General features: G+C 53.1%; 15 protein-coding genes and 1 pseudogene. 1 reads left to right on the top strand and 15 read right to left on the bottom strand.

What is annotated here, in order from left to right:
* Positions 1-3: 3 nt before the first annotated feature.
* Entirely contained in the window at positions 4-7845 is a 7842-nt protein-coding gene (locus C1A10_RS09495) for a GLUG motif-containing protein (RefSeq protein ID WP_101910043.1), read from the bottom strand.
* 228 nt (positions 7846-8073) lie between these two features.
* Here C1A10_RS09495 and C1A10_RS18840 point away from each other — a divergent pair, with 228 nt between their 5' ends.
* Positions 8074-8697, top strand: coding sequence for a TetR/AcrR family transcriptional regulator (locus tag C1A10_RS18840; RefSeq protein ID WP_101910042.1), 624 nt, complete (start codon positions 8074-8076; stop codon positions 8695-8697).
* Between the two features lie 420 nt (positions 8698-9117).
* Here the strand turns inward: C1A10_RS18840 and C1A10_RS09485 are convergent, their stop codons facing one another.
* From C1A10_RS09485 to C1A10_RS09420, 14 genes and pseudogenes are all read right to left on the bottom strand, one after another.
* Complete coding sequence (locus C1A10_RS09485; protein ID WP_101910041.1) at positions 9118-9384, bottom strand: helix-turn-helix domain-containing protein; 267 nt, start codon at positions 9382-9384, stop codon at positions 9118-9120.
* An 11-nt stretch (positions 9385-9395) separates the two neighbouring features.
* Complete coding sequence (locus C1A10_RS09480; protein WP_101910040.1) at positions 9396-11210, bottom strand: type IV secretory system conjugative DNA transfer family protein; 1815 nt, start codon at positions 11208-11210, stop codon at positions 9396-9398.
* Positions 11211-11276: 66 nt separating this feature from the next.
* The gene (locus C1A10_RS09475; RefSeq protein ID WP_101910039.1) at positions 11277-12695 is read right to left on the bottom strand and encodes a DUF3991 and toprim domain-containing protein; all 1419 of its coding nucleotides are present in this window, start codon (positions 12693-12695) and stop codon (positions 11277-11279) included.
* Between the two features lie 147 nt (positions 12696-12842).
* The gene (gene mobP3 / locus C1A10_RS09470) at positions 12843-15716 is read right to left on the bottom strand and encodes a MobP3 family relaxase (RefSeq protein WP_101910038.1); all 2874 of its coding nucleotides are present in this window, start codon (positions 15714-15716) and stop codon (positions 12843-12845) included.
* Complete coding sequence (locus C1A10_RS09465; protein WP_101910037.1) at positions 15716-16132, bottom strand: hypothetical protein; 417 nt, start codon at positions 16130-16132, stop codon at positions 15716-15718. Before C1A10_RS09465 ends, mobP3 begins: the two co-directional genes overlap by 1 nt.
* A gap of 380 nt (positions 16133-16512) precedes the next feature.
* Positions 16513-16779 (bottom strand): DUF6103 family protein, encoded by a 267-nt coding sequence (locus C1A10_RS09460; protein WP_101910036.1) that lies wholly within the window; start codon positions 16777-16779, stop codon positions 16513-16515.
* 12 nt (positions 16780-16791) lie between these two features.
* The gene (locus C1A10_RS09455; RefSeq protein WP_101910035.1) at positions 16792-17166 is read right to left on the bottom strand and encodes a DUF3846 domain-containing protein; all 375 of its coding nucleotides are present in this window, start codon (positions 17164-17166) and stop codon (positions 16792-16794) included.
* A gap of 24 nt (positions 17167-17190) precedes the next feature.
* Positions 17191-18588: a peptidoglycan DD-metalloendopeptidase family protein gene (locus tag C1A10_RS09450; RefSeq protein ID WP_479724270.1), complete on the bottom strand. Its 1398-nt coding sequence runs from the start codon at positions 18586-18588 to the stop codon at positions 17191-17193.
* Between the two features lie 124 nt (positions 18589-18712).
* A complete protein-coding gene (locus tag C1A10_RS09445; protein WP_101910033.1) occupies positions 18713-19216 on the bottom strand; it encodes a gamma-glutamylcyclotransferase family protein in 504 nt (167 codons plus the stop codon).
* Between the two features lie 12 nt (positions 19217-19228).
* Positions 19229-20266, bottom strand: a complete 1038-nt coding sequence (locus tag C1A10_RS09440; RefSeq protein WP_101910032.1) for an amidoligase family protein — start codon at positions 20264-20266, stop codon at positions 19229-19231.
* 13 nt (positions 20267-20279) lie between these two features.
* Positions 20280-20759 carry a hypothetical protein gene (locus C1A10_RS09435; protein ID WP_242968902.1) on the bottom strand — a complete coding sequence of 160 codons (480 nt, stop codon included), beginning with the start codon at positions 20757-20759 and terminating at the stop codon, positions 20280-20282.
* Between the two features lie 20 nt (positions 20760-20779).
* A pseudogene (locus C1A10_RS09430) lies at positions 20780-21040 on the bottom strand (type VI secretion protein); the annotation flags it as partial.
* Positions 21041-21244: 204 nt separating this feature from the next.
* Positions 21245-23122, bottom strand: coding sequence for a group II intron reverse transcriptase/maturase (gene ltrA / locus C1A10_RS09425; protein ID WP_101908613.1), 1878 nt, complete (start codon positions 23120-23122; stop codon positions 21245-21247).
* A gap of 701 nt (positions 23123-23823) precedes the next feature.
* Entirely contained in the window at positions 23824-25353 is a 1530-nt protein-coding gene (locus C1A10_RS09420; protein WP_341456935.1) for a VirB4 family type IV secretion system protein, read from the bottom strand.
* Positions 25354-25387 lie beyond the last annotated feature (34 nt).

Raw genomic sequence — 25387 nt, 5'->3', positions numbered from 1 at the left:
TTCTTACTTCGTCTTTCTCACACCGTTTTTGTCTACCTCGTAGCCGTCAACCTTGGTGTTCTTGGCGAGAGCGCCGTCAGAGTAGAAGTAATACCATTTGCTGTCGATCTGGAGCCACTTGCCGGACACCATCAGGCCGTCCTTGGTGAAATAATAGGTCTTTTGGGCATCGCCGCTGCCTATATTCCACCAGCCGACCAACGCCTTGTTGCCGGAGTAGAACCGCCAGTTGTCGCCGTCCTTTATCCAGCCTGTTTTCAGTACGCCGGTGGTTTCAAAGAAATACTTCACGCCGTCGATGGTCTGTGTGCCGGTAAGGGCTTTGCCGTCCGTGTAATACAGATACTGTCCGGCATCGTTTTTCGCCCAACCCTGTGCAGTATTAGGGTCAATGGTCAGCTTGATATAGCGGTGAAGCATGGAGCTGACCTCCGCGCGGGTGGCGCTGGACTGCGGATTAAACTGGTTGTTCGTGCCGCCCATCATGATGCCCGCCTGCTGCATGGCTGTTACTGCTGTTTGGTAAACACTGCCGATGCTGGAAGCGTCCGCATAGGCGGTGGCCTCACGGGTCACAGGCAGCTTGTAGCCGGTGGCTTTTGCGTAGTTTGCGAAGATAACCGCAATTTCCTCACGGGTGATAGCCCGGTCAGGTGCAAACTGTTGGTTGCCGATGCCCTGCACAATGCTTTTCTTGTACGCCCATTCGATATAGGGACGGAAGACGCTGTCCGTTTTCACATCGGTAAAGCTATTGGTGGTGTATGCTTTCGTATCCACACCGTCCAGTCTGCCGAGAGCCGTCACCAGCATTCCCCGTGTCATGGCGGTGTCAGGTGCAAAAGTAGTTTTTGATGTACCGGAGAGAAGTCCTCTGCCGACTACATAATCAATGGCTTCTTTTCCCCAATGGGTTCCGATGTCGGTAAACTTGGCGCTTGGAGCCGTGTAGCCCACGCCGTATACGGAGAAGTGGCCGGTGGGGATCAGCAGGCTTCCGCTGTTTGCGTCATAAGCGGAACCGTCAATGCGCTGTGCTTTTCCGTTGGCGTCCACATACACACCGAACAGGTAGCCGATAGCCTCATTCTTGCCCGGTGTATAAGGAATTGAAAGGGTAGCTGTTCCGCTGCCGAGGCTGGTGATGGTCTGTGCTTTTCCGTTTTTATCAACATAGCTGATGGTGACGCTGTATACCGGCCTGTTTCCAAGAAGGGCTTTTGCCTCTTTGGAGAGCCCTGTCGCCGGGGCGATGGTGATGCTGACATTGCCGCTGCTTTGCTTCTGAATTTCCTTGAGGGCGTTCAAATCAAGTCCGAGGGAAACCGGCGTCCCATCCAGTTCAAGCTGGGACACCCCTGCGCTCACAAGGCTGTTCAGAGCGTTTTGGGTCAGGGTAGCCGTCAGGGAGGTTCCGCCTTGCGGCATGGTGACGTTCAGCTCCACAGAAATACCGTTTGCAGTTTTGCCCTGTGCCTTGGCGTCAGCTTGCGCCTTGGCAATGGCATCGGTGATGGCTTTATCCGGGATAGCTGCGCTGGCTGTGCCATTTGTTCCCGTTGTTGCTGTGACAGGAGCCGTTGCCGTCACTGGCTGATCCGGCTTCTTTTCAGGAACACTTGGAGCGCTCGGCACAGTGGAGGAACCGCCTCCACCGCCACCGCCGCCGTTGTAGCTCCAGCCCGCCGTAACGGCCAGATTGGAGGCCACATTGGTAAAGGCTTTATCCCACCCGGTAAAGGTATAGCCATTTCGGGTAACGATGGGAGCAGTTGCCGCTCCACCCTCCGCGATGGTCTGTGACAGCTCGCCCCCTCCTGTGCGGCTGCCACCGTTCAAGTTAAAGGTAACAGTATAGGTCTGCTCCGTAACGGTAAGGGTACCGTTCGTGCGAGTTGTAATGGTGTAGTTATCTGTTGCCGTGCCGCCTGTGAGAGTAATGGCGTAACTGCCCACCGCATTGCCGTTAAAGGTCGAACAAGACAGCACAGGCTCGGCACTCAAGGCATCCGCTTTGGTCTTGCCGGGAGCCAAATTGCCTACTGTATAGGTAAGCTCCGGCAGGCTGCCGCCCTTAATGACCGTCTTGTTATCGGCAACAAGGGTGATTTCCCGCTTTGCGATGATAAAGTTGAATATCTCGCCGCCTGCATAATTGGGGTTACCTTCCGGCACAGAAATGGTCAACCTATATGCGCCTGTGTTTGTGGGCGCGGTGCTATTGCTGTAGCCTGCACCGTCTGTGGATTCATACAGCCATTCCAGTTGATTTACCGGAACAGAGCCGCCTGCAACGGTCACCGTGCCGCTTGGGGCATATGCCGCGCCGTCATAGGTTTTATTGGTGGTTGTGATGCCGCCAATGGTAACGGGTTGCTTTGCCGTAACAGATACCTTGCGACTGACGGAATGGTCACCCGGCAGGGTCAGCCATGCGGGTGGAGCTATGTAGCTGACGGCGCCTGTAAAGGTCTGCTCGGTGCCTACAGCCGTTCTGTCCAGCATTTCGCCGCCGTTCCAGTTTATGGTATAGGCAATGCTTTGGCCCTCAACGGCAATGCTGCCGCTTGCGGGGAGAATGGCGCTTCCCAATTCAGCGGCTGTAGCCGAGCTGTCGCTGTTTGTGACCACCAACGTGTCGCTGAAGGTGGGGTTTACCGCCGTAACCGGCGCAACGGTAACGGTTAGACTCGCAATCACGCCGTTTGGATCAATATTGCTGTTGCCTGTGAGCGTACCGGTTGCCGCATACTCCGCACCCTTTGCGTTGTACATTGTGGCAGTTCCCCATGTGATTGGCAGCATTGCCGTGCCGCCATCGGTGATGACACTTACATCTGACGGCAGACCCACCGAATCCACCACCGCTTGCGCGGTTGTGGCAGTGCGCATTTGATAGGCGGTTCTGCTGACATTGGCCATAATTGTGCTGATGCTCGCCACCTTGGCCTGTTCAATGGTGAAATAGACCGTACTGGAAGCGAGTGAGAGCGCGTAGTTGCCGCCCGCACTTAAAGTGCCGAGGGAAATGGCGTAGGTTCCTACATCAGCGCCCTCTGTGCGGGTGAGCACGCCAGTGAAGGAATCCATGCCAAACAGCAGAGGCAGGGATGTAAAGGTCAGCGTGGGATCAGTTGCGCCGTATTTTTTACTCTGACCGGAGTTGGGCGTGATGGTAACCGACTTTTTGCTTATGGTATAGGTAAGGTTCTTTGTTCCGTAAAAGCTGCCGATGCCGGTGAGGGTCAGGGTCACCGTTCCGGCGTTTGTACCCGCGCTGGTTCCGCTGCCGTCCGTGCTGGTGATAGAGACGGTGTAGTCCGTGCCCTTTACCAGCGTCTCGCCGTCAAAGGTAATAGTTGGAATTTGCTCACTGCCGTTATAAATTAGGGGGTTCGTGCTTGCTGTGGCGTACCCGATATCCCGCGCCGTCAGATACAGCCCGCCGTCGCCGTTCTGCCCCGCAAGCCCTTTTAGCGTGGGCAGCTTACCCTCGGCGAATGTCCAAACGTCGCTGTCCCAGGCAGATGTATTCCAATTCTCCGCCGTCGTCCAGAAGCTGTCGCCAAACAGGGCCTGCGATGTCACATCCGCACCGTCTTTTGCATTTAGACCCTTCTTTGCCCATGTGCCGGGAATGCGGCTGAACGCATAGTTGTTTAAGAGAATGCCGGAGGTGTTATTGCCCACCATGCGCCCATAATTGTATTCGCCTGCGTTGATGGAAGGGTTCAGCGCTACGCTATTTTTTGCTGTGCCGCCGCCGAGAAAACCCAGCACACCGCTAACATGCTCCGTTCCCCGAACACTGCCGGTGCTGTAGCAATTTTGCACGCTGCCGCTGCTAATATCTCCCGCAACGCCACCGACAAAGCGAGTGCCTGTGACATTGCCGGTGCTGTAGCAATTTTGCACGGCAGCAGCTCCAACGAATCCCGCAACGCCGCCGACACTCTCCGCACCGGAAACGCTGCTGTCGCTGTAGCAGCGCTGCACCGTAGTGACAGCAATTTCAAGATACCCTATTATACCGCCAACATAGTTGCCGCTGCCGGTTACACGGCCGGAGCTGTAGCAGTTTTCTAACGTACTGCTTGAGGCACGACCCACTGTTCCGCCGACACTCTCCAAACCGGATACGTTGCCAATAACGGCGCAGTTCTCTACGGTTGCACCCCAGGCACTTCCAGCTACACCGCCGACACGGGCTTTTCCGATGACGTTTGCGTCGATGATTCTGATATTCTGCACTTTGCTGTCGACGTAGAGATAGCCAAATAAACCGGTATAATCAGCCGCCGGACGGTTGATCGTCAGCCCGGTAATGGTTTTGTTGTTGCCGTCAAAGCTGCCATTGAATCCGTAGCTCGCATTTATTCCAATGGGCATCCAGCCATCCCCGCTTGCATAGGCGGAAAGCTCGATGTCTTTTTCCAGCCTGTAATACCTTCCTGAACTCGCATAAGGTGAGGCTCCCGCATTTACCAGCCCCGCCAGCTTGGCAAGGTCGGCGGCGGTTTTGATGAGGTAGGGGTCGCTATCGCTTGTGCCCGCGCCCTCAAAAAAGCTGGCGCCCGCCGGGAGCAGATGTGCCGGCATGGAAGCATCCTGCCCTGCAATGCCCTTGAGGATGGGCAGCTTGCCGGTTTCTATCGTCCATGTGTCGGTATCCCAATTTGCTGTAAAGCCGCTTGCCGTCGTCCAAAATCCCGCAGCGCTGATTTCGGCGGCGGTTTTGGATAACCCGTCTACGCCATCTGCATCGCTGGTAATGGATTGCGAGGCAGTATTTTTCAAGACTTCCACACCATCAAAAGCCAAATTACCACTTAGAGTCCCCTCCTCATATAGTGTCGACACGCGCTCGACATAGCCTGAACCACTGACTGAGGGGTTAAGTGCAACGCAATTTTCTACCGTGGTGTCTCGGATTTGACCCACTACACCGCCGGCTTTGTAGCTGTCAGAGACGATGCCGGTGCTGTAGCAGTTTTTGACCATACCGCGAGTTAAACCGGAAGAAACCCCACCTGCCACGCCGCCGGCCTGCGAGGCACCGGAGACATTGCCGGTGCTGTAGCAATTTTGTACGCTGGCTGCGGCTACACTGCCCACCACCCCACCGGCATAACCATTTTGGACTGTGCCTGTGCGGGAAACATTTCCGGTGCTGTAGCAGTTCTGCAGCGTGCTGCCTATGCGAACTAAACTCGCCACGCCGCCCAGGCATTGGTCAGGAGCACTCCCGGTGCTCTTGATCTCACAGGTGCTATAGCAGTATTCCACCGTACTGCTGTTGTCCACATAACCGACCACACCACCGACAAAGCCTAAAGCCGTGATATTGCCCATAGTGTAACAATTTTGTAATGTGGCGGTTTCCATAAAGCCTGCGATGCCGCCGACCATTTTTGTACCATTGATGCTGATGCCTGCCAAACCAAGGTTTTTCACCGCTCCGCCACTGCCTATATACCCGAATAGTCCTTGATATTCGCCTGTGTCGCGGTTGATGGTTAGGTTAGTAATTTTATTGCCATTGCCGTCAAAGGTGCCTGTGAATCGGTTGCTGTAGGTACCGATGGGCACCCATCCCGCCTCAGCGGCGTAACCGGAAAGATTAATATCATTTTCAAGCCTATAATACGCAGCAGTATAGCTTGCGTTCCCCGCGTTTACAAGCTCCGCCAGCTTGGCGAGCTGGGCGGGGGTGCTGATTTGGTAAGGATTTTCGCTGGTGCCGACACCAAAGAAATTCGGATCGCTGCCATCTACGATATGCGAAGGCATATCGATTGCCGCGCCGAAGCCGGGCAGCTCGCCTTCCTCATATGTCCATACAGTATCGTTGTCAAACAACTCTTCAAAGAAGCCTGCCGCCTTGATGTCTGATGCTGTTTTGGTTTCGCCGTTTTTATCATCGCTGCCTGAAGTTCCGCCGAATTTGCCCGCTCCGGGGTCGGTCATCCCGCCAAAGGCAATATTGCCTATCAGTGAGCCGGAACCGGAGATGCTGCCTGCCACGCGCCCGACAGCACTTAAACCGATAACTGAAGGATTCAGCGCGGCACAGTTTTGTATCGTGCCGTAAACAGTTCCCGTCACACCGCCCACATAAGCGCTTATAGATGGGCCTATGCCTGTGCCTGTAATGCTACCGGTGTTGTAGCAATTTTGCACCGTCCCATAAACCCACCCCGCTACACCACCGACACAAATTCTAAGAATGCCTGTACCTGTGGCGGATGCGGTGAGGCTGCCCGTGTTGAGGCAGTTTTGTATTATACCGGTATTAGTGACCCATCCTGCTATGCCTCCTATCGTGACACTGGTACCTGCACCCGTGACGTTGCCGGTGTTGTAGCAGTTTTGCACCGTTCCGGAAACCCACCCCGCCACACCGCCAACAGCGCCGCTTGTACCGGAGCCTGTACAGGTGACGTTGCTGATGCTGTAGCAGTTTTCCAACATGCCCTCGTCAACCTCTCCCGCCACGCCGCCAACATAACTGCTGCCGGTAACATTGCCGGTGCTGTAGCAATTTTGCACTGTTCCGCGAACCCATCCCGCCACGCTGCCGACATTAATTCGGCCGATGATATTTACATTTATCACGCCCAGGCTTTTCACTGCTCCCTCATTTCCAACATAGCCGAACAAGCCCTGATAATCAACGTTTCGGTTAATGTACAAGCCAAGGATGCTTTTATCGTTACCGTCAAAGATACCGGTAAAAGGAAATTCGCTTGTACCAATGGGCATCCACCCCTCGCTTTTAGAGTACGACGAGAGGTCGATATCGTTCATAAGCTTTAGACTGACACTTGCGTCCGCGTTGTTGAATAAAAACAGCTCCAGCCCGTTTAAGCGGGCATTCACCAGCGCGGCGATCTCGGCAAGCTGCGCCGCCGTGGTGATTTCCAGCGGGCTTGTATCTGTGCCGCCGCCTGCCATGCGCCCCATCCTGCCCTCCGTCTGGGGAATATACACCGTGATACGGGGCAGCTCCACGTCATCGGCAAGGCCATAACCCTCGCCTAAAACAGCGGTGAACACATACAGGCCGCGCTGGGGAGCCTCGGCGTCATAGTCATGGTCGGCCTCCCACGTCACCGGGATTTCGACCGCTTCGCCCTCGACCGTACCGCTTACGGTTTCCGGGAATTCCGGTGCGGTGGTGTTCTGCCAGCGAATGTCGTCGGGCAGTTCGTCAAAGGCTGTCACTGCGCCTATAATGGTAACCGCACCAACGGTCACGGTGATTGCCGGGACTTCCACGCTGCTGGCAAGAGTAAATACCTTCGGCGGCTCGGGAGTAAAAATATATGTACCCGCCGCTTCGCTGTCGTATTCCGGCGAGGAACCCCATGTGACAGGCAGGGGGACGGTGATTTCCGTCACGCTGTCCACGGTTTTCTCCGTGGGTTCGGCTTCAAAGTAACCCCCATCTTCTTGTGCATCGGAGGGGGAGGCAATTTGCGCCCCTGCTCCAGCTTCGGTATCACCTATTTCATCCATACCAATCGCTGACCCGCTTACCGTATCAGCGTTGCCTGAATTCTCATCCGGTTCCCCTGAATCCAGTACCGGTTCTTCCGTAGAAGCCGCAAGCCGTATGGTCGATGTCAGGGAATCCGGCAGCTCCAAATCCGCCTCAGATGTGCCAAGGGGAACGCTCTGCTCCGCAATATCTGATTTCAGTGCTTCAAAGGCAATAATCTCGCCGCTTGCACCATTTGAAAGCATACCTGTATCCGCCGATGCTGGCACAGGTGTCATTCCCACAACCATGATTGCGGACAGCAGCATGGCTGTGATTTTGTGAAACGCTTTTTTTCTGCTCATACTATTTCCTCCATTTCGTACTATAAAAACTCCTATTGAATCTACAACTGCTCCCGCACACTTCGCCAAGCAAAACTCGAAGAACTGGGATCGTTTTAGCCAGACTGCTTGAATTTAAGACTGTCAGGTGCTATACTAAAATTATAATGACCCAACTTAGTGAACGTGGTTACTAATATGATTTATTATACTTTACTTTTTAAGAAAATTCAATAGAGGAGAGGAAACATGAGAGAAAAAAAGCCTGACAAGAGAAAAGTGCAAGGAGCAGAAACGAGAAAGAAGCTGTACGAGATTGCGAAAAAGCAGTTTTCAGAGCGCAACTTCTCTGACGTAAGTGTAGAGGACATCACGGATGAAGCCGGTATCACCAAGGGAGCTTTTTATGTGCATTTCGAGTCTAAGGATGCTCTGATTGCCAGTTTAATTGCAGACTACGTAGCCAGTGCCGATACGAATTACAAAACCTTTGTGGAAGCACTGCCCAATGAGATGCCAGCCTCAGAGGTGATCCTTGCCCTGACCCAAAAGATAGCCGATGAACTTGCGGATACCATCGGCTGCGAGAATATGAAAAAAATCTATCAGATGCTGCTGACGGGAACCGTGGACACCGAAGCGGTCAAGGGCTATGGCAGAGAGCTTTATTTGCTATTTTACAGCATATTGGACAAGGGCATCCGGCTCGGTGAGATCACATCTGCATTGCCGCCCGAGGCTCTTTCCCGACATTTTGTGATGGCAATAAGGGGCGTTAGTTATGAATGGTGTGTCCGCTATCCTGATTTTGATTTAAGAGAGCATACGATAGCGCATATCCGTCTGCTAATAGAAGGGATTCAAGCCCATTAATCATTCAAAAGGAGAAGTAATGATGGCTTAAAAAAGAAAAGAAAAAACGTTGCTATTTGCATTATCCTGTATTTCTTCGTTGGGAATCGGGGTATTACTGGGATACGGAGTGCAAACCCAAGGTCTTAATGGAACAGTTTTGCCTCCCAGCATAGGAGGTAACAACAATATAGATCCATTACCTATAGTGCTGTCTGAACGCAAAATCTTTCTGGATCAACAAATTCATGAAAAGATGGTTTGATCAATTTGACCAACAAAAAATGTTTGGAAATATACGAAGATACACTTTGTTCTTTTTCTGTAATAAAGATTCTTAGAGTGAGAGGTTCTGGTGGGTTCACAGTGAACCACACCTCGGTTCAGCAAAAGGACAGTCATTCCCCTTGGCGGGAAGACTGTCCTTTTTGAATACTGCAGCTATTTCCGTAAAATGAGTCTATTACTGGTATTGCTCCCATTTTCCCGGTAGCGTGGTTCCTTTTCGATGAGCTCCACCTTGACCAGATCATGGAGGGCGCGCTTGACGGTGCTGCGGGAGAGCTGCAAATCGGAGGCAATGGTTTTTACAGCAGGCCAGCAGTCCTGCCCCTGGCCTGTGCGGTCACGAAGGTATATATAAACAGCTCTCGCCCGATGGGGGAGCTCATCGGGCGAGGCGGTGTAAATGTGGTCGAAGTAGCTCATGGGACCCTCCTTTACGTTTTGAGTATGGATCGGCGGCGCATGGTGTTTTCAGATGGTTCTGCTGCCGGGGTATGAAGGGTTCCTGTTCCCACCGGCGGCTCCAGTATTTCCCCGGTTTCCTCATCCACCATCATGCAGGCCGTGTGCTTACGGACGATATTTTCCTCCAGTGCCTGCTTATCGGCATAGGCCACTTTCCGGTTTGCCTTTTCCTCCACGGTATAAGGCTCCCCGAAACGAATACCCCAATCAAGGAACAGCCGCAGCTTTGTCCGCATGGGATGGGTACCGGTTTTCATCACAACAAAGCTGCCCTTTGGAATGGATTTGAGTTCATCGGGCGTCATGAGCGGGCGCTCCATCATCTGCAAGGACTGGCTGGGGTCATTCTTTCCGCGGCTGATGCTGCCGCTCATCACGGTGCGGCTGCCCATTGCTTTGGAGAGTACCTCGGCAGTCTGGCTGTTGGGAGCGAAACCGCCGAAGATGGTGTCCTGGCAGTTGTCCTGCACGATTTCACTGCCTTCTCTGCCGTAGTTCTTTTCGAGCTGTGCAAGGCTCTGGATGATTGGTACCAGAGTCAGGCGGCGAGAGCGCCCTGCCGAAAACAGGGGCAGGATATCAAACGGAGGCATGGTGCCCAGCTCGTCACAGAAGAGAACCACGCGGTTTTTCAGCTTACCGCCGTTCTCGTCAGCTACGGAAAACAGCTCACGGGACAGGTTCTGGATCATAAGTCCGGCCATGAAATTTTTTGTCTGATCTTCCTCCGGAAGAATTAAGAAGATGGCTGATTTCTCGTTTGCAAAGGTTTCGGCGTCAATGGCGCTGTCAAAGCACATCACCTGCTCCAGCTCGGAATCTAAAAAAGCGTTCAGACGCGACAGTACCGTGGACATAACCGACGCCATCGCCTGCTCCGCACTGTTCAAGGCGGCACCGGCAAACCAGCGGGCTTTGTGCTCTCCGGGCAGTTTATTCATCAAAAGCTGAAACTGGCTTTTGCCCTTCACCTTAGATGGCTCCAGCAAATCCTGCACCAGCTTAAAAACGGAAATGATGTGCCGCTGCTCCTGCGGGTTTTCCTCGGTGGGCGGCAGATACTCGGCCAACAGAAGAATGACCGCTGTCAACAGCCCCTCGGCAGCATCGTAAAAGAAAGCATTCTGACCATAGGTGGAAGCGTCCCCCTCCGGATTGACAATGGTCTTAGCCAAAATCTTAGCATACTTTTCCGCCTTGGCTCTGGCGGCCAGATTATTCGGCTCCTTGCGGCAGATATCCATGTAGCGGTTGATAAGGGTGAGCAGATTGTTACCATCTGAGCGGCTGGGGTTCCGCAGGTCTATGACTGACACATTGTAACCATAGTAATTTTGAGCAATGCTTCCATAGTTGCGTGCAAGATCCCCCTTGGTATCCAGCGCCAGGAAACTCATCCCGCTGGCACAGGCATACTCCATGTTTGGGTAAAGGAAGAACGCTGTTTTTCCCACGCCGGATGCGCCGATCATCAAAATGTGAACATCGTCCGTATCCACCAATGCGGTGACCGCATTTTTCTCGCCTTTGCTTCCGAGTATGACTCCCTGCTCGGTAGGGAGGCTTTCGCCCCGCCTCCACAGCTCCGGCTGAAACGGAACGTGCTTATAGGTGTTTTTGATCTCCTGTTTTGATGCGAACCGTGCCGTACCATGCTGACCGTCACCCACCGTGCGGGATTTGATGCCGTTTAAAGTATAATAATGCGCCAGCAGAGACAAGCCGCCGATGACGGCGAACATAATGGCTGCGGCGCCAATCAAGATGTAAACCTGAGATTGCATAGAGATCCTCCTTATTCTTCTGACGACTTGAAATGTCAGAAGCGGAGGCAGTGCTATTGCCGGGCTTTACATGGACAGCTTCATTTCCTGATTCTGCTCCATCTTTTGCCGGTGTTTCTCCAGCAGGATGGCGCCCTTGAGACCGTGGGCGGCAATGTGTTCATAGCACTCTGCCAGCTTTTCCTTTTCGGCGGCGGACACCACATGCTCATAGCCCCGCAGGGACATGATATCGGACTCCAGTAAATCCAGCCGGGTTTTCAGATGCCCGCGGTTTTCATAGGTTCTGAACCCATTGCGGAGCCTTGTCTGCACAGCGGAAAGATCCCGGCTGTGATCCATCTGCCGGTACTCCCTCACGGCGCCGGCTATAGCGTGGAGGCACATCTCCCGCAGACAGTCATCCGCCTCGGAAAACCGCCCCCAATGCAGATGGGAACGGACTTTTATGAGCAGGGCGGACAGGGTATCCGCGGAGCAGCCGGATTTCGCAGGCAATCCCGATTCCATAAGCTGCCGGCAGAGTTCATCCCGAAGCATATGCTGGGGATGTTCCTCGGCGGGGATGGCCGGCACTCCGTGCTTGGCCTTGATATCCTCGTTCCAGTCCTTGTGCATGGACAACTCCATCTCACATGGAATCCCTTTTGTGTACAGCAGGTCTTGGTATTTCTCCGACGCTTCGATTCCCGCCTCATCATGGTCCAGGCACAGAATCACATGGTTTAGGTTTGGATACAGCTCCAGCATCTTCAGCATGGCGTATTCGGAAACACCGCAGAGCGCCACATAGCTGTGACTTTGCCAGTCCTGGGGATGCAGGGTGATATAAGACAGCAGGTCGATGGGCGCCTCGAATACATAGAGGCGGCCACTTGTGCCGATGTGGTGGAAGCTGTAGTTTGGATCGCAGCTATCCACGTTGCCTTTGAAGCCGGGTCCATCGGTATAGAGCCCCCGCTTGTGGGCATGGCGGGGCACACCGTTTTCATCGAATCCTACAAATACGGCGTTATGGTATTCCTTCGTGCAGTCCTTGGACTTTTCGCAGCTCTCGTACAGGAGCTTTACTCTGGCAAAGTAACTGACCACTTCACGGTCGATAAGCCGGGTTTTTGTAAGGTAGGCATAGACACGGCGCATATCGCTGTGGGGAGCCGGAAGAGCAAAGGGCTTTTTCGGCTCCTGCTTCTTTTGTGAGGCGGGCAGATAGACCTCCCCCTGCTCACCACCCAGCAGCATGGTCACGGCTTCGGGAAAAGTGAGACCGTAAAAGTTTCGTACAAAGTCAATGGAATACCCGCCGCTCTCCGCGGAATGATCGTACCACTCGTTTCCCCGGACGGTGATGCTGCGGTCGGACGCCAACCTTTTATCCCGGCCGCTGGGAATCAGCTTCTCACCGCGCCGCTGGAGGAAGTCCACAAGATCCACATTATTGGCGCGGTACTTCTGCTCATCTGTAAAATGCACATAGACACCCATAGATGCACCTCCTACCTGTGGCGATTGCCGATTCTATGAAAAAAAGCCGCCCTTTTTACAGGACGGCAATGGTTCTGGAGCAATTTCCCCTTGATGGGCTGCTGCTTGATTTTATTTTTCTGTTTCTTCACAGTTATCCTCCAATCGTTATAGCGACATAGTCTGTTCGTGGTCCCCCTGGGCATGACCGGCCGCACGCTTTTTCTCATTCAGCTTGAGGCGCCGTTTTCGGTCAATGCGAGGGCCTGGCGGCTTTAAGGGCGGCGTGTTGTCAGAAAAAATACGGCTCATGTGATTCAGGAGCCGTGTCCCCGCCAGCAGGACGGAGGGATCTTTAAAGCTATCCATATGGTCGAGGAAAAACTGAGCGTAGATGTTGCCCTGCGCTGCCGAGAGGGTAAACCAGCGGACAGCGGTATCTTTGTCCTTTGGGACATCCTTTCCCATCAGACACAGCTTGCCGAGGGTGTACTGCGCATATTGATTTCCCTGTTCAGCGGCGGCAGTCAGAAACCCAAGGGCTGCCTGTACATCCTTTGACACATCCTCGCCCATGAGGTAAATCTTGCCGAGCCGGTATTGTGCAAACTGGTTTCCCTGACCGGCAGACCGTTTCAGGTACTCCAGAGCTTTGGAAATATCCTTCGGGACATCCTCCCCCTTGAAGTAGAGGACGCCGAGGGCGTATTCCGCAAACTGATTTTTTCTGTCTGCGGCAAAGGTCAGCCAGCGGACGGCTGACTCCACATCCTTCAGCACGCCCTCACCGCCGAGGTACAGCTTGCCGAGCCGGTATGCGGCAAAGTCATTGTCCTGTTCTGCCGACAGTGTATAGAGCCGTATCGCCTCGGCGGTATTCTGCGGAACATGCTGCCCTTTCTCATAGAGCTTTCCAAGAAAATATGCGGCATAGGGATTTTCAGCCTCCACCGCTTTTCTGAGATAGCCGAGGGCTTTCTCCACATCCTGCGGCTGTGCTTTTTCATCCGAGAGGATGAGTTTGGCAAGCTGAAAACAGGCAAAGAGGTTTCCAACAGATGCCGCCTTTTCAAAGTATTCCTTTGCTTTTGTCTCATCCTTGTCGGTACCAACACCATTCAGAAGCATCCAGCCAAGGCGGTACTGGAGCTTGTCGTCGTGCCTCTGTTCCTCCATGGAAACAAAGCCGAGGAAGGCTTCGTTGAAGCGGCGGTCAGAGTCCTGCTGATTTTTTTCACAGCCGATTCCGTCCCGCAGCATTTTTCCAAGCTCGAATGAGGCATAGGGAAAGCTCTGATCTGCCGAGCGGGTATAAAGGGCAAAGGCGGTTTCATGATCCTGCTCCACGCCCTTGCCGTGGTAATACAGACCGCCAAGGGAATATTGCGCGTATTTGTAGTTCTCATCCGCAGAAAGGGTGAGCCAATCTGCCGCCTGCAGATAGTCCTGCTCGGTGCCAAGCCCTGCGGCAACCATTTTGCCGATTCGGTATTCGGTGTACTTCCACGGCTTTTCTTCCTCGGCGGCATGGAAAACGGCAAGGGCTTTTTCATACCAGCGGTATGCTTCCCCGGCGTCCGCTTCGCAGCCAAGACCATCGGCGGTCATTCGGCCAAGGTCATACAGAGCAAGCGGATTGTCCGCATCTGCTTCCGCAAGGAAGAGTTCACGGGCTTTTTCAAAGTCCTGTGGGATTCCGGCATCCTCATCGCCGTACAGATATTGCTTTGCCTGCTTATAGTTATCCGACCACCATGAGTCGGAGGATTCCTTGCCGTCAGGGGTTTTTTCCCTTGTGGACCGTTCCTCATCATTTGCCGGCTCCCGATCTTCTTCATCCTCCGTATCGGCGGAGGGTATCTCCAGATCATTCTCCGGCTCCGGCGGAGCTGTTTCCACGGATGCCGGTTCTTCGAAGGTCATGGTCCCAAGGCGCAAGGTTTCCTGAATGACCATGTTGCGGATGGGCTTAAAATCATCACAGCGGGAAAGAGTCGGCGGCTCGGATGGGGTTTCGGTATAGATGGATTCGATTCGGCCCCTGGTTTCCCACCACAGGCGGTAGGCTTCCGCGACACGACTGTCCTGCGCCAGCTCATCCACGATTTCGTCCACGATATTTTTCAGCTCTGCCTTGAGGTATCCATACTGTTTTTTGCCTCCCACCGTTTGCAGACGCTCGGCAAGGTGTGTGATGAGCTGCTCCATGCGGTCGCTCTGCAAAACACCCCCTTTCATCTGACGGATCAGCTCCCGCAGGGACTCGGCCGCCCGTTCCTTCAGGTCATCCCGCCGCTGGGACTTTTCACCGTAGAGCGGAATGAGCTCCTGACGGAAGATATCATTTGCCAGTGAGGACTTCATTTTTTTAATGCCCTGCCTGGTGAGGTATCCCTCTTTGGGGTCGGTGCTATAGCAGAGCATATGGACATGGGGATGGTGGCTTTCATTATGAAAGGCAGCGTACCATTTCAGATGGTCCGGATGGATTTTCAGATTCTCCGCAATCTCCAAAGCCTTGGAGGAAAGCAGGGCCTTCCATGCAAGCGCATTGTCATACCCCAGCCGGGAGGCATCCTCACGCCGGAGAGAAATAATCGGCATCCACACATTTCCGGTATATACGGACAGCTCATCCGCAACTTGATTTAAGACCAGTGGATCATCGCCGCCCGTGAACAGACCGTGGCTGTCAAACTTTTCGACGCGGGGACGGTTGGCAATGTAGTCCAGATATTTTTCCCTGTCACCAATTTTATCAAGCTGCTGTTCCAATGCGATGGTGATAAACTCCGAGGCGTTTTCCCGGTTCGAGTATGCCAGATAGTCCTCGTACTCGAACAGCTCCCTGGTGTCGGGAAACTCCCGGAGGATTTCCCCCACGAGCGCCTGCTGTTTTTTCGTGGCGTGCCAAAGCTCACGGCCGCTCTTTATTTTATCCACACCGTCACGGGTGGCAATATACTTGACCAGGTTATTCAGATGGGCGGCATTCTTTTCCCCGCCTTTGAGGTAGGGGCACTTGAGAATAATGCGGGCCATTATTCTTCATCATCCTGGCTGCTCTGGAAGTCCACCGCATCATCCAGACGGATCTTGCCCCTGGTCTTTTTCACCTCGGCAACGCAGCGGCCGCGGAGCCGGCGCAGTTCATCATCAGTGATATTGAGCGTGGTTGCCAGCAGATGCATCATCATGCTGATCTCCACCGACAGACGGAAGAGGTTGGCCGCCACCCGGTTCTCGGTTTTCTGCAAGGTTCCCTCAACGGACGAGAGCAGGGCTTTGGAGAGGTAGGAGGTGATGTCCTCCGATCCAAGGTAGCCCATGTAAAAGCCGAGTGCTTTCTCAATAAACTCGCTGCGGCTCTTGCAGTTGTCCTTATCCAGCCAGCCGTCCATCCGGTCCATGGTTTCGGGATACATCCAGACGGCGGTTCTTTCCTTGTTGTTTTTCATCGGCAAATCCTCCTAACGCCTGCCGTCTACCCCGAAGGTGACGGTCAGAAAGCCTTTGTTTTCCTGCGGTTTCTCTGATTTCGACCACCCCGGCTGTGACAAACCTGCAATCCGACCACCTCATGGGGAAGTGCGAAAAACGCCCAGCACTGCTGGGCGAAGTGGGCGGCGGGCGGTCGCTTGCGACCACCCGTCTTTATCCTGCTCTTTTTTCGACCGTAGGAAGCTGCCGGATTCGGGAGCCGATGTGCCTTTCCAAACGCCTTGCACAAAGCCTTCACGTTGCCGTTTGGGGCGTGATGGGTGATGGATGCCACCTCTGTCCTGAAAACGGCACACGGGGGCGAACAGAGGGCAACGCTGGGGGACGGGTGTGTGCCTTAATGCGCCGCCCCGTTCTGTGTTCCATCGGTGGCAGCAGCGGCCTTCTCTTTTTCCTTCTGCTTTTTGAACGAAGCAGCGGAGGGAGCATCTTCGCTGCCCTCGTCAATATATTCCCGCACGCTGGCAGGAACAAATTTTTCGTAGAGACGCTGGAGCTGATCGCAAAGCTCTTTCGTGAGATCCACGTCCTTTTTCTCCATGTAGCGTTTGACGGCACGGAGTTTTTCGCCGTCCATTTGAACAGTAATGTTTTCTTTTTTCATGATGGGAGCCTCCTAATACTCAAATCCGATAAAGGTAAAGCCGGGCTGAAGCTCCGGCTCCTGCCCGGTGAATTCGGGAATGTCAGCAAAGAGCTGGCTGTATTCCGCGATTTTGCTCTTGCCCAGCGAGGTAAAGTTGCCGTTGCGGGTGGTGTCGCAGACAAAAAACGGACCGCAGATAATGTCCGCGCCCAGCCGCCTGTTGGGCGGCATTCCGTTTATTTTGCCTTCCTCATTGCAGACGGCAACGCAGCCGTTTGGAAAGCTGATGCATTCAATCAGGCCGCCCACCTCCGCCTGCAGGCTGGCAAGGTCGTTTTGGATTTCCTTGACCTGGGGCGCCTGCCCCGGCTCAATTTTGAGTACCCTAATCTTGTTTTCACGCATAAAATCATACTTCTTTCTCTTTTTTTATGGCAGATAGTTTCTCGGATTCTGTTTCACGCCGTTCACCCTCACCTCGAAGTGCAGATGGTTTCCGGTGCTGCGCCCGGTGGAGCCCACCTTGGCAACGGTTTCCCCGGCTTTGACGGTCTGCCCCTCCCGGACAAGAATTTCCGAGCAGTGTCCGTATAAGGTGACCAACCCGCCTCCGTGGTCGATGGTCAGATAGTAGCCGTAGCCGGTGTTGCCATAGACCACGGTTTTCACAGTTCCAGCCTGTGCCGCACGGATGGAGGTGCCCTTGGCAGCGCCGAGATCCATGCCGGAATGTCCCGCCCACTCGCCGGTGAGTGGGTCTGTCCTGCCGCCAAATTCGGAGGTTACCATGGAACGCCAGCTCTTTCCCAATGGGGAAACAAAGCCGGTGGCGGAGGCTTCCGGCGCTTCGGCATAGGGCCTTGCGTACAGCACCTGCTTGCTGGAATCGAATAAATCCCGGTAGACGACCTGTCCTTTGGAGGAGGACGCGTCCACCACCTTGCCGTCCCCGGCATAAATGCCAACGTGGGTAATGTTCATGAAGCGACCGTTGGGCTCGTGGCTCCAGAACACCAAATCGCCGGGGGCAAGGCTGGATTTGGGAATGGTCAGCCCGTTGTCCACACAGTATTTGCCCTGTGCCGCAGCCGTGCCGGGGAGGGTTACCCCCAGCTTTTTGTACACCCACTGCACAAGATAGCTGCAGTCGGTGTAGCTGCCCTGTCCGCGCAGCTCCTGCGAATAGGGGTCGCCAAGGCGGGAAAGCCCCAGCCGGACAGCCTCCGCACCTGCTTCTCCGACAGGCAAATCGGAATAAAAGCCGTCCATCTGATCCGGCGTCCAGTCCTCCCACAGCACGGAGCCGTCCCCCTCCATGGGTGCGCCGGTGCCGTATCGGGCACGGTAATAAATTTCATTGGCGTTGGCCTGATTCTCATAGGTTATGGCTCTGCCCAGCAGTGTGCGGATGTTGTTGTAGACGGTGGGCAGAGAATCAATGGGAACGGCTACGGTGTAGGTTTCCTCCGATGTAGTGCCGTCGCCGTTGTCCACGGTACGGGTGCGTTCCTCGTAGGTCACAAAACAATCTGCAAACTCCCGCGCCGTATGGTGCGAAATGGGTGCAGCGTCACGCTGCCCGAAGAACAGAGAATAAAAAATTGCCTTGACCCGGTCATCGTCAAGGCTGTCGCCATCCTCCATCTCTGCGTTTACGGTGGCGATGGCTCCGTCTATGAGGGTGAAGCTTTGTCGCATATCCCCGATGTACTCCTTGTAATCTGCAGGCATACTTGCCGGAATCACACCGCCGTGAAAGCACAGCTCCACGGCGGTGTTGTTGTGGCTGGTGGTGCCGGAAAGCAGGGAGCAGACCAGCACGATCATTAAAATAAGCGGAGACAAAACGGCGGCGATCACCCAGCCGATGGTCTTTCGGGTGCGCTCATCGGAAAGCGCGGCAACGGCGGCCTTTGCAACCGCTGCAATGGTTGCGGGATCTGCCATGCCGTCACCACCATTTCAAGCCGCCAAAGCCGAACAGACTCTGCTGTTCCGACTCCGGCTCGCTTTCCATGAGCTGCTCGGTATAATCCACCGCCTGCTCCAGAACAGCGGTGTCAAAGCCTGCGGTTTCGTAGCCCTCACGGATGGTGTTGTAGTAATAATCCGAAGGGTATCCCAGCCGGTGACCCGGCGTCATGACATAGACCATGGCGGACACCGTCTGGCCGTCCAGAGGCAGCTCCATGGTTTCCTTGTCATAGAACCGTGGGAAGCCCTCGTAAACATCCAGCGCCGCTTCGTCCTTCGGCGTGATTTTCCACAGCAGAACAGGGACGGAGGAGCCCTCGCAGGGTTCGATGGTGGCAACGGCTCCGTTTCGGCCGCCCCGGAACACAAGGGCATAATCCTTGATTTCGGATGCCCCCACCACCTTGGCGGAGGGGCACCGGTGCGCCATCTGCGGCAGATTGAGATTGCTGCCATAGGCAATATACAGTTTGTTTTTCATACATTCTCCCTTCTACATGGACATAGTAAAAGCGGGGGACTGCTCGTCCTCCGCTTCCATAATTGGTTCCGATACCGCTTCCTCCGGCGGCGCCTGCACCTGGGAACGCTCCGCCTCACGTTTTTCTCGCAGCCGTTCCTTTTGCCGCTGGGCCTGTGCCGGGTCTTTCCACGCGATGCAGCCCTCCAGATGATCCAGCAGATGCTTACGGGCGGTTTTGAACTCATCCCCGATCATGCCGAGACGTAAAAGCCAGACACGAAAGGTGTATTTTTCATTGCTGGATTGGGTTTTGGTAGGGCTTGCCGACCGCTGGTTGAGCGCCTGCGCGGTCATGGCAAGGCAGAACTGGATGTATGCCTTGATTTTCCCGGCGTGCAGCTCTCCGTTGAACGCCCGGAACTCCACCGTGCCCTTCTGGAACACGCTGTGCAGATTCAGGCAGTGGTAGCGGCTGTCGTGATAATGCTCCCGGCTGCCGTCCCTGCCGTTGTACCAGAGGCTTTTCAGCCGGTCGAGGGTGGCGGGCTTCTGCCGGTTGAGCCGCTCTAAAAAAGCGGGGTCAATCTTTCGGCAGTAGTGGCTTTCCCGCCCCCGCGAAACCTTCAGCGCCTTGTAGATCATATCCTCCTTGGCCGCCATGATGTTGACCAGATTGCGGAGATGCGGCGCGTCAAAGGGCGCGGCGTTGATGTGAATATGGATGCCGCAGGAGGAATTCACAAACGCCCCGGCCTCCCGGAGCTTACGGATCAGCTCCTGCACTGTTTCGATATCTCCGTACTGGCAGATGGGGCTGACCAGCTCCACGCTGTAATTCCGGTCGGCGCTGACCTTCCTGCGCCCATCCTTCCGCTGGCAGTCAAGGCTGCCGTCGCTCATGACCTTCCATTTGCGGCCGGTGGTATCCCTTGCAAAATAGGCGTCGTAGAAGCTGCCCTCATATTCTTTGGTGGTGCCGAAATGCGCGGCAATGACCTCGGCGGCACGGCTTCTGGTAAGCCCGGTCATTTCAATTTCGATTCCAAAATCCTGACCCTGTATCTCCATTTACTCACCGCCTTTACCACATCCTGTGGTGCAGGGTCAGGTCTTTTTCCTGAGCCAGCGCCGCCAGCTCCGCCGCGGAATTGATGAATCCGCACAGCCGCTCCCTGCGCCAGGTATCAATGAGATAGCGTCCGCATTCCTCGTTGAGCGCATTGATTTTCAATACCGTATCCCGCACACACTCTGAAACGGCGGCGGGATCGCCCTCTGCGGACATGAGGTCGTCAATGTATTCATCCAGAATCTGCCCCATGAGGGACACATCCTCCGGGGTATAGTGATAGCTCCCAGCGTAGGGATCGGGGTATTCCTTGCCGTCCATGCAGCTGCGGAGCTGCTCCAAAACAGCGGGGCGTTCGTCGCAGTCCGCTTTCTGATACTTCTCCATAAAGGCTAAAATATCCGCCTCCCGGTTTGGGGTGTAGCGAATGAAGGACAGCATATCTTCGAGGAGTCCCGATTTGTTTTCTTTCTGCTGTTGCAGTCTGTTCATGATTTTTTCTCCCTTCTTCATTATCTGCCGCCTGCCGTTCCGAACAGTTTCTCCTTATACGCCGGAGCGTGGACCGCAAGGTTGTACCGCTCAATGCCGCATTTGTAAAGGCACACGCCGCGCTGGGGAAAGCGGATGAGGTTGTATTCCGATTCCTCTAACTGGAGGCTGTCGATATAGAACTGCTTGTCGATGTTGCCTGCGTTGAACAGAAAGGCGTGGGTAGGGATAGAAAACAACGGCTTGGTCAGCTCCCGGATATGCTCAATGTTGAATGTGTACCATCCCTGCGTTGCCGTAAGGCATACGCAGGGTAGATACTTTGTTGTGATAGGTAATTCTTTGAAATTATCTCCGAATTTTCCCCCACCTCACACCGGGCATGCGCCTTTCAGCGCACCCGGCGCACCATCAATTTGATTTCATAGCCCTCTTGGGCTTTCATACAACCATAGACCTCACGGCGTATGGTCGCTTAACAGATTTCAGTTGTTAAGTTTATCTCTAAACGAAATGATTTTGCATTTGATTTTGACTTCTGTACCTTGTGGAATTTCCTTACCGTGTATCTGTTTATGACATTCGGTACAAACCCACGCTAAATTGGGAACTTTGTTCAGTTGATTCAATGGAAGGGTAGGATTAACGTGGTGACATTCACGTTGTTCTGTGTGTAAAAGTGGTTGTTTGCAGCAGCGACAAACCATTTTATCTCGGTTAAAGGCGTATTCACGGTTCATGTAGTATTCAAAATTGTATTTGCTTTTGTAGACTGACATTTTGAGTAGGTCTGGGCTATACAGAGCAGGGCGGTCACGCAGAAATTGCTTTTTAGCAGAACAGTATTTCTGGTAGAGCATTCTCCCCTCGGCAGTATACGGTGTCATATTTTGGTTAAAGGGTTTCTTTTCATACTGCACATGGGTGAGAAATGCATAGGTGATACCTACCCACTTACCTTGATAATTCACAGCAAAAGTTTTGGTTTCATGCCCCTCGTGCCTTGCAGGAAGGTTGCTCAGTTTCTGCAACTCCACCTTCATCTGCAAATAATTCTTGGGGTACATTCGCTTCCAAACTGCAAACACCATGTTGTTTACCCTGTAATCAATCATGTTAAAGGCATGGGAACTGATACTGCTTTTGATATATTCCGATATGCCCATGATGACCGAATTCACATATTCAATTTGAGCCACCCGACAATTCAGTGCCTTATGCTCCTTAATTTCCTGAATTGCTGAGCGCAAGTTTTTAACCTTTTTGCCCAATTTGATGTAGTCAGGGTAGGGTTTTGCCACCCAACGAACTATCTGTTTGCCCTTGTTTTTCTCGCTTTTCGCTACTCTGATTTTGAACCCAAGAAACTTCACCCCATCACACTTCATGTTTGTTACGACCGTCTTTTCTTCGGATATATCAAGCTTCAGACGGTGCTTGAAGTATTTGGTGAGCTCCTTTTTCAGCCTGTGTGCTTCCTTTTCAGCAGTGGTGAGGATAACCCAATCATCGGCAAAACGGATGTTATATTTCGGGAAAACACCCTGTTGCCGTAGCTTTCTCATGTCACTGCTTTTTAGGTTGAGTTTCGGGAAAGGGTGATAGTATTTGCGTCCGACGTACCAATCAAAATCGTTGAGATATACATTTGCCAGCAACGGAGACAGGACGCTACCCTGACCAGTTCCAACCGATGTGTCGAAAAATAGGTCTTTTTCCATGTATCCAGCTTTTAGCATTTGACTTATGATTTTTAAAAGTCGCTTGTCGTGTACTCCCATTTTCCATAGTTTACTTAGAAGTATTCTGTGATTGATGTTGTCAAAACAGCCTTTTATATCGCCCTCTAACGCATAGGTCGGCATACTGTCCGACTTGTTTGAACCGTTAATGATGTTCACGATGTCTCGTACAGCGTGCTTTTGTGCCCGATACGGTCTGAACCCATAGCTATGCGGATAAAATCTTGCTTCGCATATTGGTTCAATGATAATTCTGATACACTCCTGTATGATGCGGTCAAGCACAGTAGGAATGCCCAGAGGTCTTTGTTTACCGTTCGCCTTTTCGATGTAGATTCGCTTGGCGGGCTTGGGCTTATAGTTGCTTACAGTGCGAGAAATTAGTTCTATCACCGCTTCTTTTTGCATTTGCAGGTACTTGTCCATTTTGTTGCGATCAACCCCTGCGGTTTTACTGCCTGCGTTTGCTTTGATATTGTGAATTGCCGTAATGATTGTCACTTCATTACAAATCGCTTCCATTAAACCTGTGAACGTAGTGCCTTGTTTGGATTTTTCGTACAGCAGATCGGTTAATTTTCTAAGCTCTGTTTCGTTTGAAAATCCAGCGTTTATATGCACAAAGCAATCACTTCCTTTGCAGTTCGCTACCCATATTTCAGGGAGTTACGGATTTTCGGTTTTGAAATCTGTTAATCAAATTGACTCGTCCCCTTCGCCGTGAGGCATTTCAGCCTCATGTAATTGGCTTTCCCAATCTCGGACTACTATGGGACGGCTGACTTCCTGCACATTTCATCGTGCTGTAACACTCCGTGTGCAGGCTCTCAAACGTTCCTAAATCTCTATCTTTTTATGCTGAACCCTTAGGTTGTTACCTTACACCGTGAAAATTGAGCATACTTTGAATTACAGTTGGCGTATGCTTTCCCACGTTATTTCAAGCGTGAGCGAGTACCCCCAAAGACTACGGAAATACCCCTTTTCATTTGCTGGTCTTTCGACCCTAAACCTTTACGATGCTGCATAACTTTTTCTATCATAACCATAGGTTCAAGATGACCGCATTATATAGCCCTTGTTGCCAAGAACATCAAATTACGACTTTACCACGCTTTGTACCATAGGCGATTACAGTCGCCTAACGCACAGTGGAGTATCATCTTCTCGTGCCGCCATAGATTTTAACATTTCATCATCGGCGTTAATTCTGCACGGCAAGGGTACTGCCCCCTTGAATTCGAGATTTAAGTTCTCATCAGTATTTTCTAATGTTTTAGTGCAACTGACGGGTGCTGTTCACTTAGCCTGTTAAGCTAAATTTATGCACAACGTTTCGCACAGTCCTCCAAATTCTGAGAAGCCAGAATGACCGAGGATTCCTTTTTCCTGACACGCTTCATAAAATTGCGGATATATTCAATAGCCGTCAGGTTCGTGAGGAACAGATACAGCTCGTCAATTGATGCGGCGGTGTTGCCCTCAGTCAGCAGCTTGTCGCTCATGAAGGACAGCACATTGAACAGCAATGCGTTTTTCACATTCCGGCTGGCCTGCAGAAGCCCCTTAACATCGAACACAATAAAGCGGTCTGAGGTCACGTTGGTGTGGCCGTTGAAAAACTGGCTTTCCGCGCCCATGCACATGGAGTGAAGCCCCAGCAGAATTTCCTGCAAAAGCTCCGGCGGATAGAGCTGGTATTTGGTTTTGTCGTAGCCCTTGTACTCGGTTTCAATTAAGGCATACAGGTCTGACAAAATGGGATAGTCCGTGGCAGCCAGCTTTCTGAAATCGGTGCGGTCACTGATGCCAAAGTTTTCGTACAGCTTGCCCAGCATTATTTCAATGGCATCAATGTGGCGGTCGGAAAAATCCTTGTAGCACCGGAAGAAATCCTTGAGAAAGCTGATGTGCTGACTGAGCTTGGTGGACTGCCGGAATGCCTGGGGTGCATCGGCATCCTCCGGGCTGCCGCCCTCATCCCACGTTTTCGGCTCCAGCGGATTGATCCGGTACCGGCCCGACATGAGGTCAATGAAACAGCCGCCGAGGTTTTCCGCCAGCTCCACATATTCGTGCTCAGGGTCCAGGCACAGAACAGACTTGCCTGATTCGAGGATATTGCAGAGAATGAGCTTTAACAGGTAGCTCTTGCCCTGACCGGAGTTTCCGAGTATCAGGACATTAGCGTTGGTTTTGTCATCGTCGCGTTTGTCAAAATCCGCAATGATGTTGGAGCCGAATTTGTCTCTGCCGAGGTAAAACCCGTGGGGATCGGTCTTGCCGCTGTAGTTGAAGGGATAGAGGTTTGCCACAGAGCTTGCGGGCAGTACCCGTTCAAACTGGCTGGCGAACACATTCCATCCGGCAGGGCCTACGGCGAGAAAACCCTCCCGCTGGCGCAGCATGAGCCGGTCTACATTGAGCTTACTGCGCACCAGTTCGGTGAGGACATCGGTCTGGAGGAGTTTCAGCGCATCGGAATCGTGAGCGGTCAGCTCAATGAAAACAGCGCAGTGCAGGAGCGGCTCCCGGTTTCGGTGCATGGAGGACACCAGCGTGACCACATCCTGCAGATTGCTTTCAGCGGTGACAGTCTGCTGGATATCATTGGTGGAGCTCTTGTCCATGCGGTTTTTGTTGGCGGCGTTGTGGATGATTTTCTTTTCCTCAGCCGCAGTTACCTGACGGGTGTAGATGCGCAGAGTCACGCCGTCCTTTTCTCCAAGGTGGCGCAGGATAGCCTGTTCCTCCGTGGCAGTGGGGTATTCCCGCAGCACCCAAACGCAGCGGTAGGTGTTGCCGCAGAGGAAGTGGTCGGTGTTGAATTTGATGATGGAGGGCGCGATCATGTCAAGAAAATCCTTGATTTTTACATCCTCCTGC

Source organism: Marasmitruncus massiliensis (genome assembly GCF_900186535.1).
GTDB classification, from domain to species: Bacteria; Bacillota; Clostridia; order Oscillospirales; family Ruminococcaceae; genus Anaerotruncus; species Anaerotruncus massiliensis_A.
Note: the sequence above shows the minus strand (reverse complement) of the source record. Positions and strands in the feature narration are given on the sequence as shown.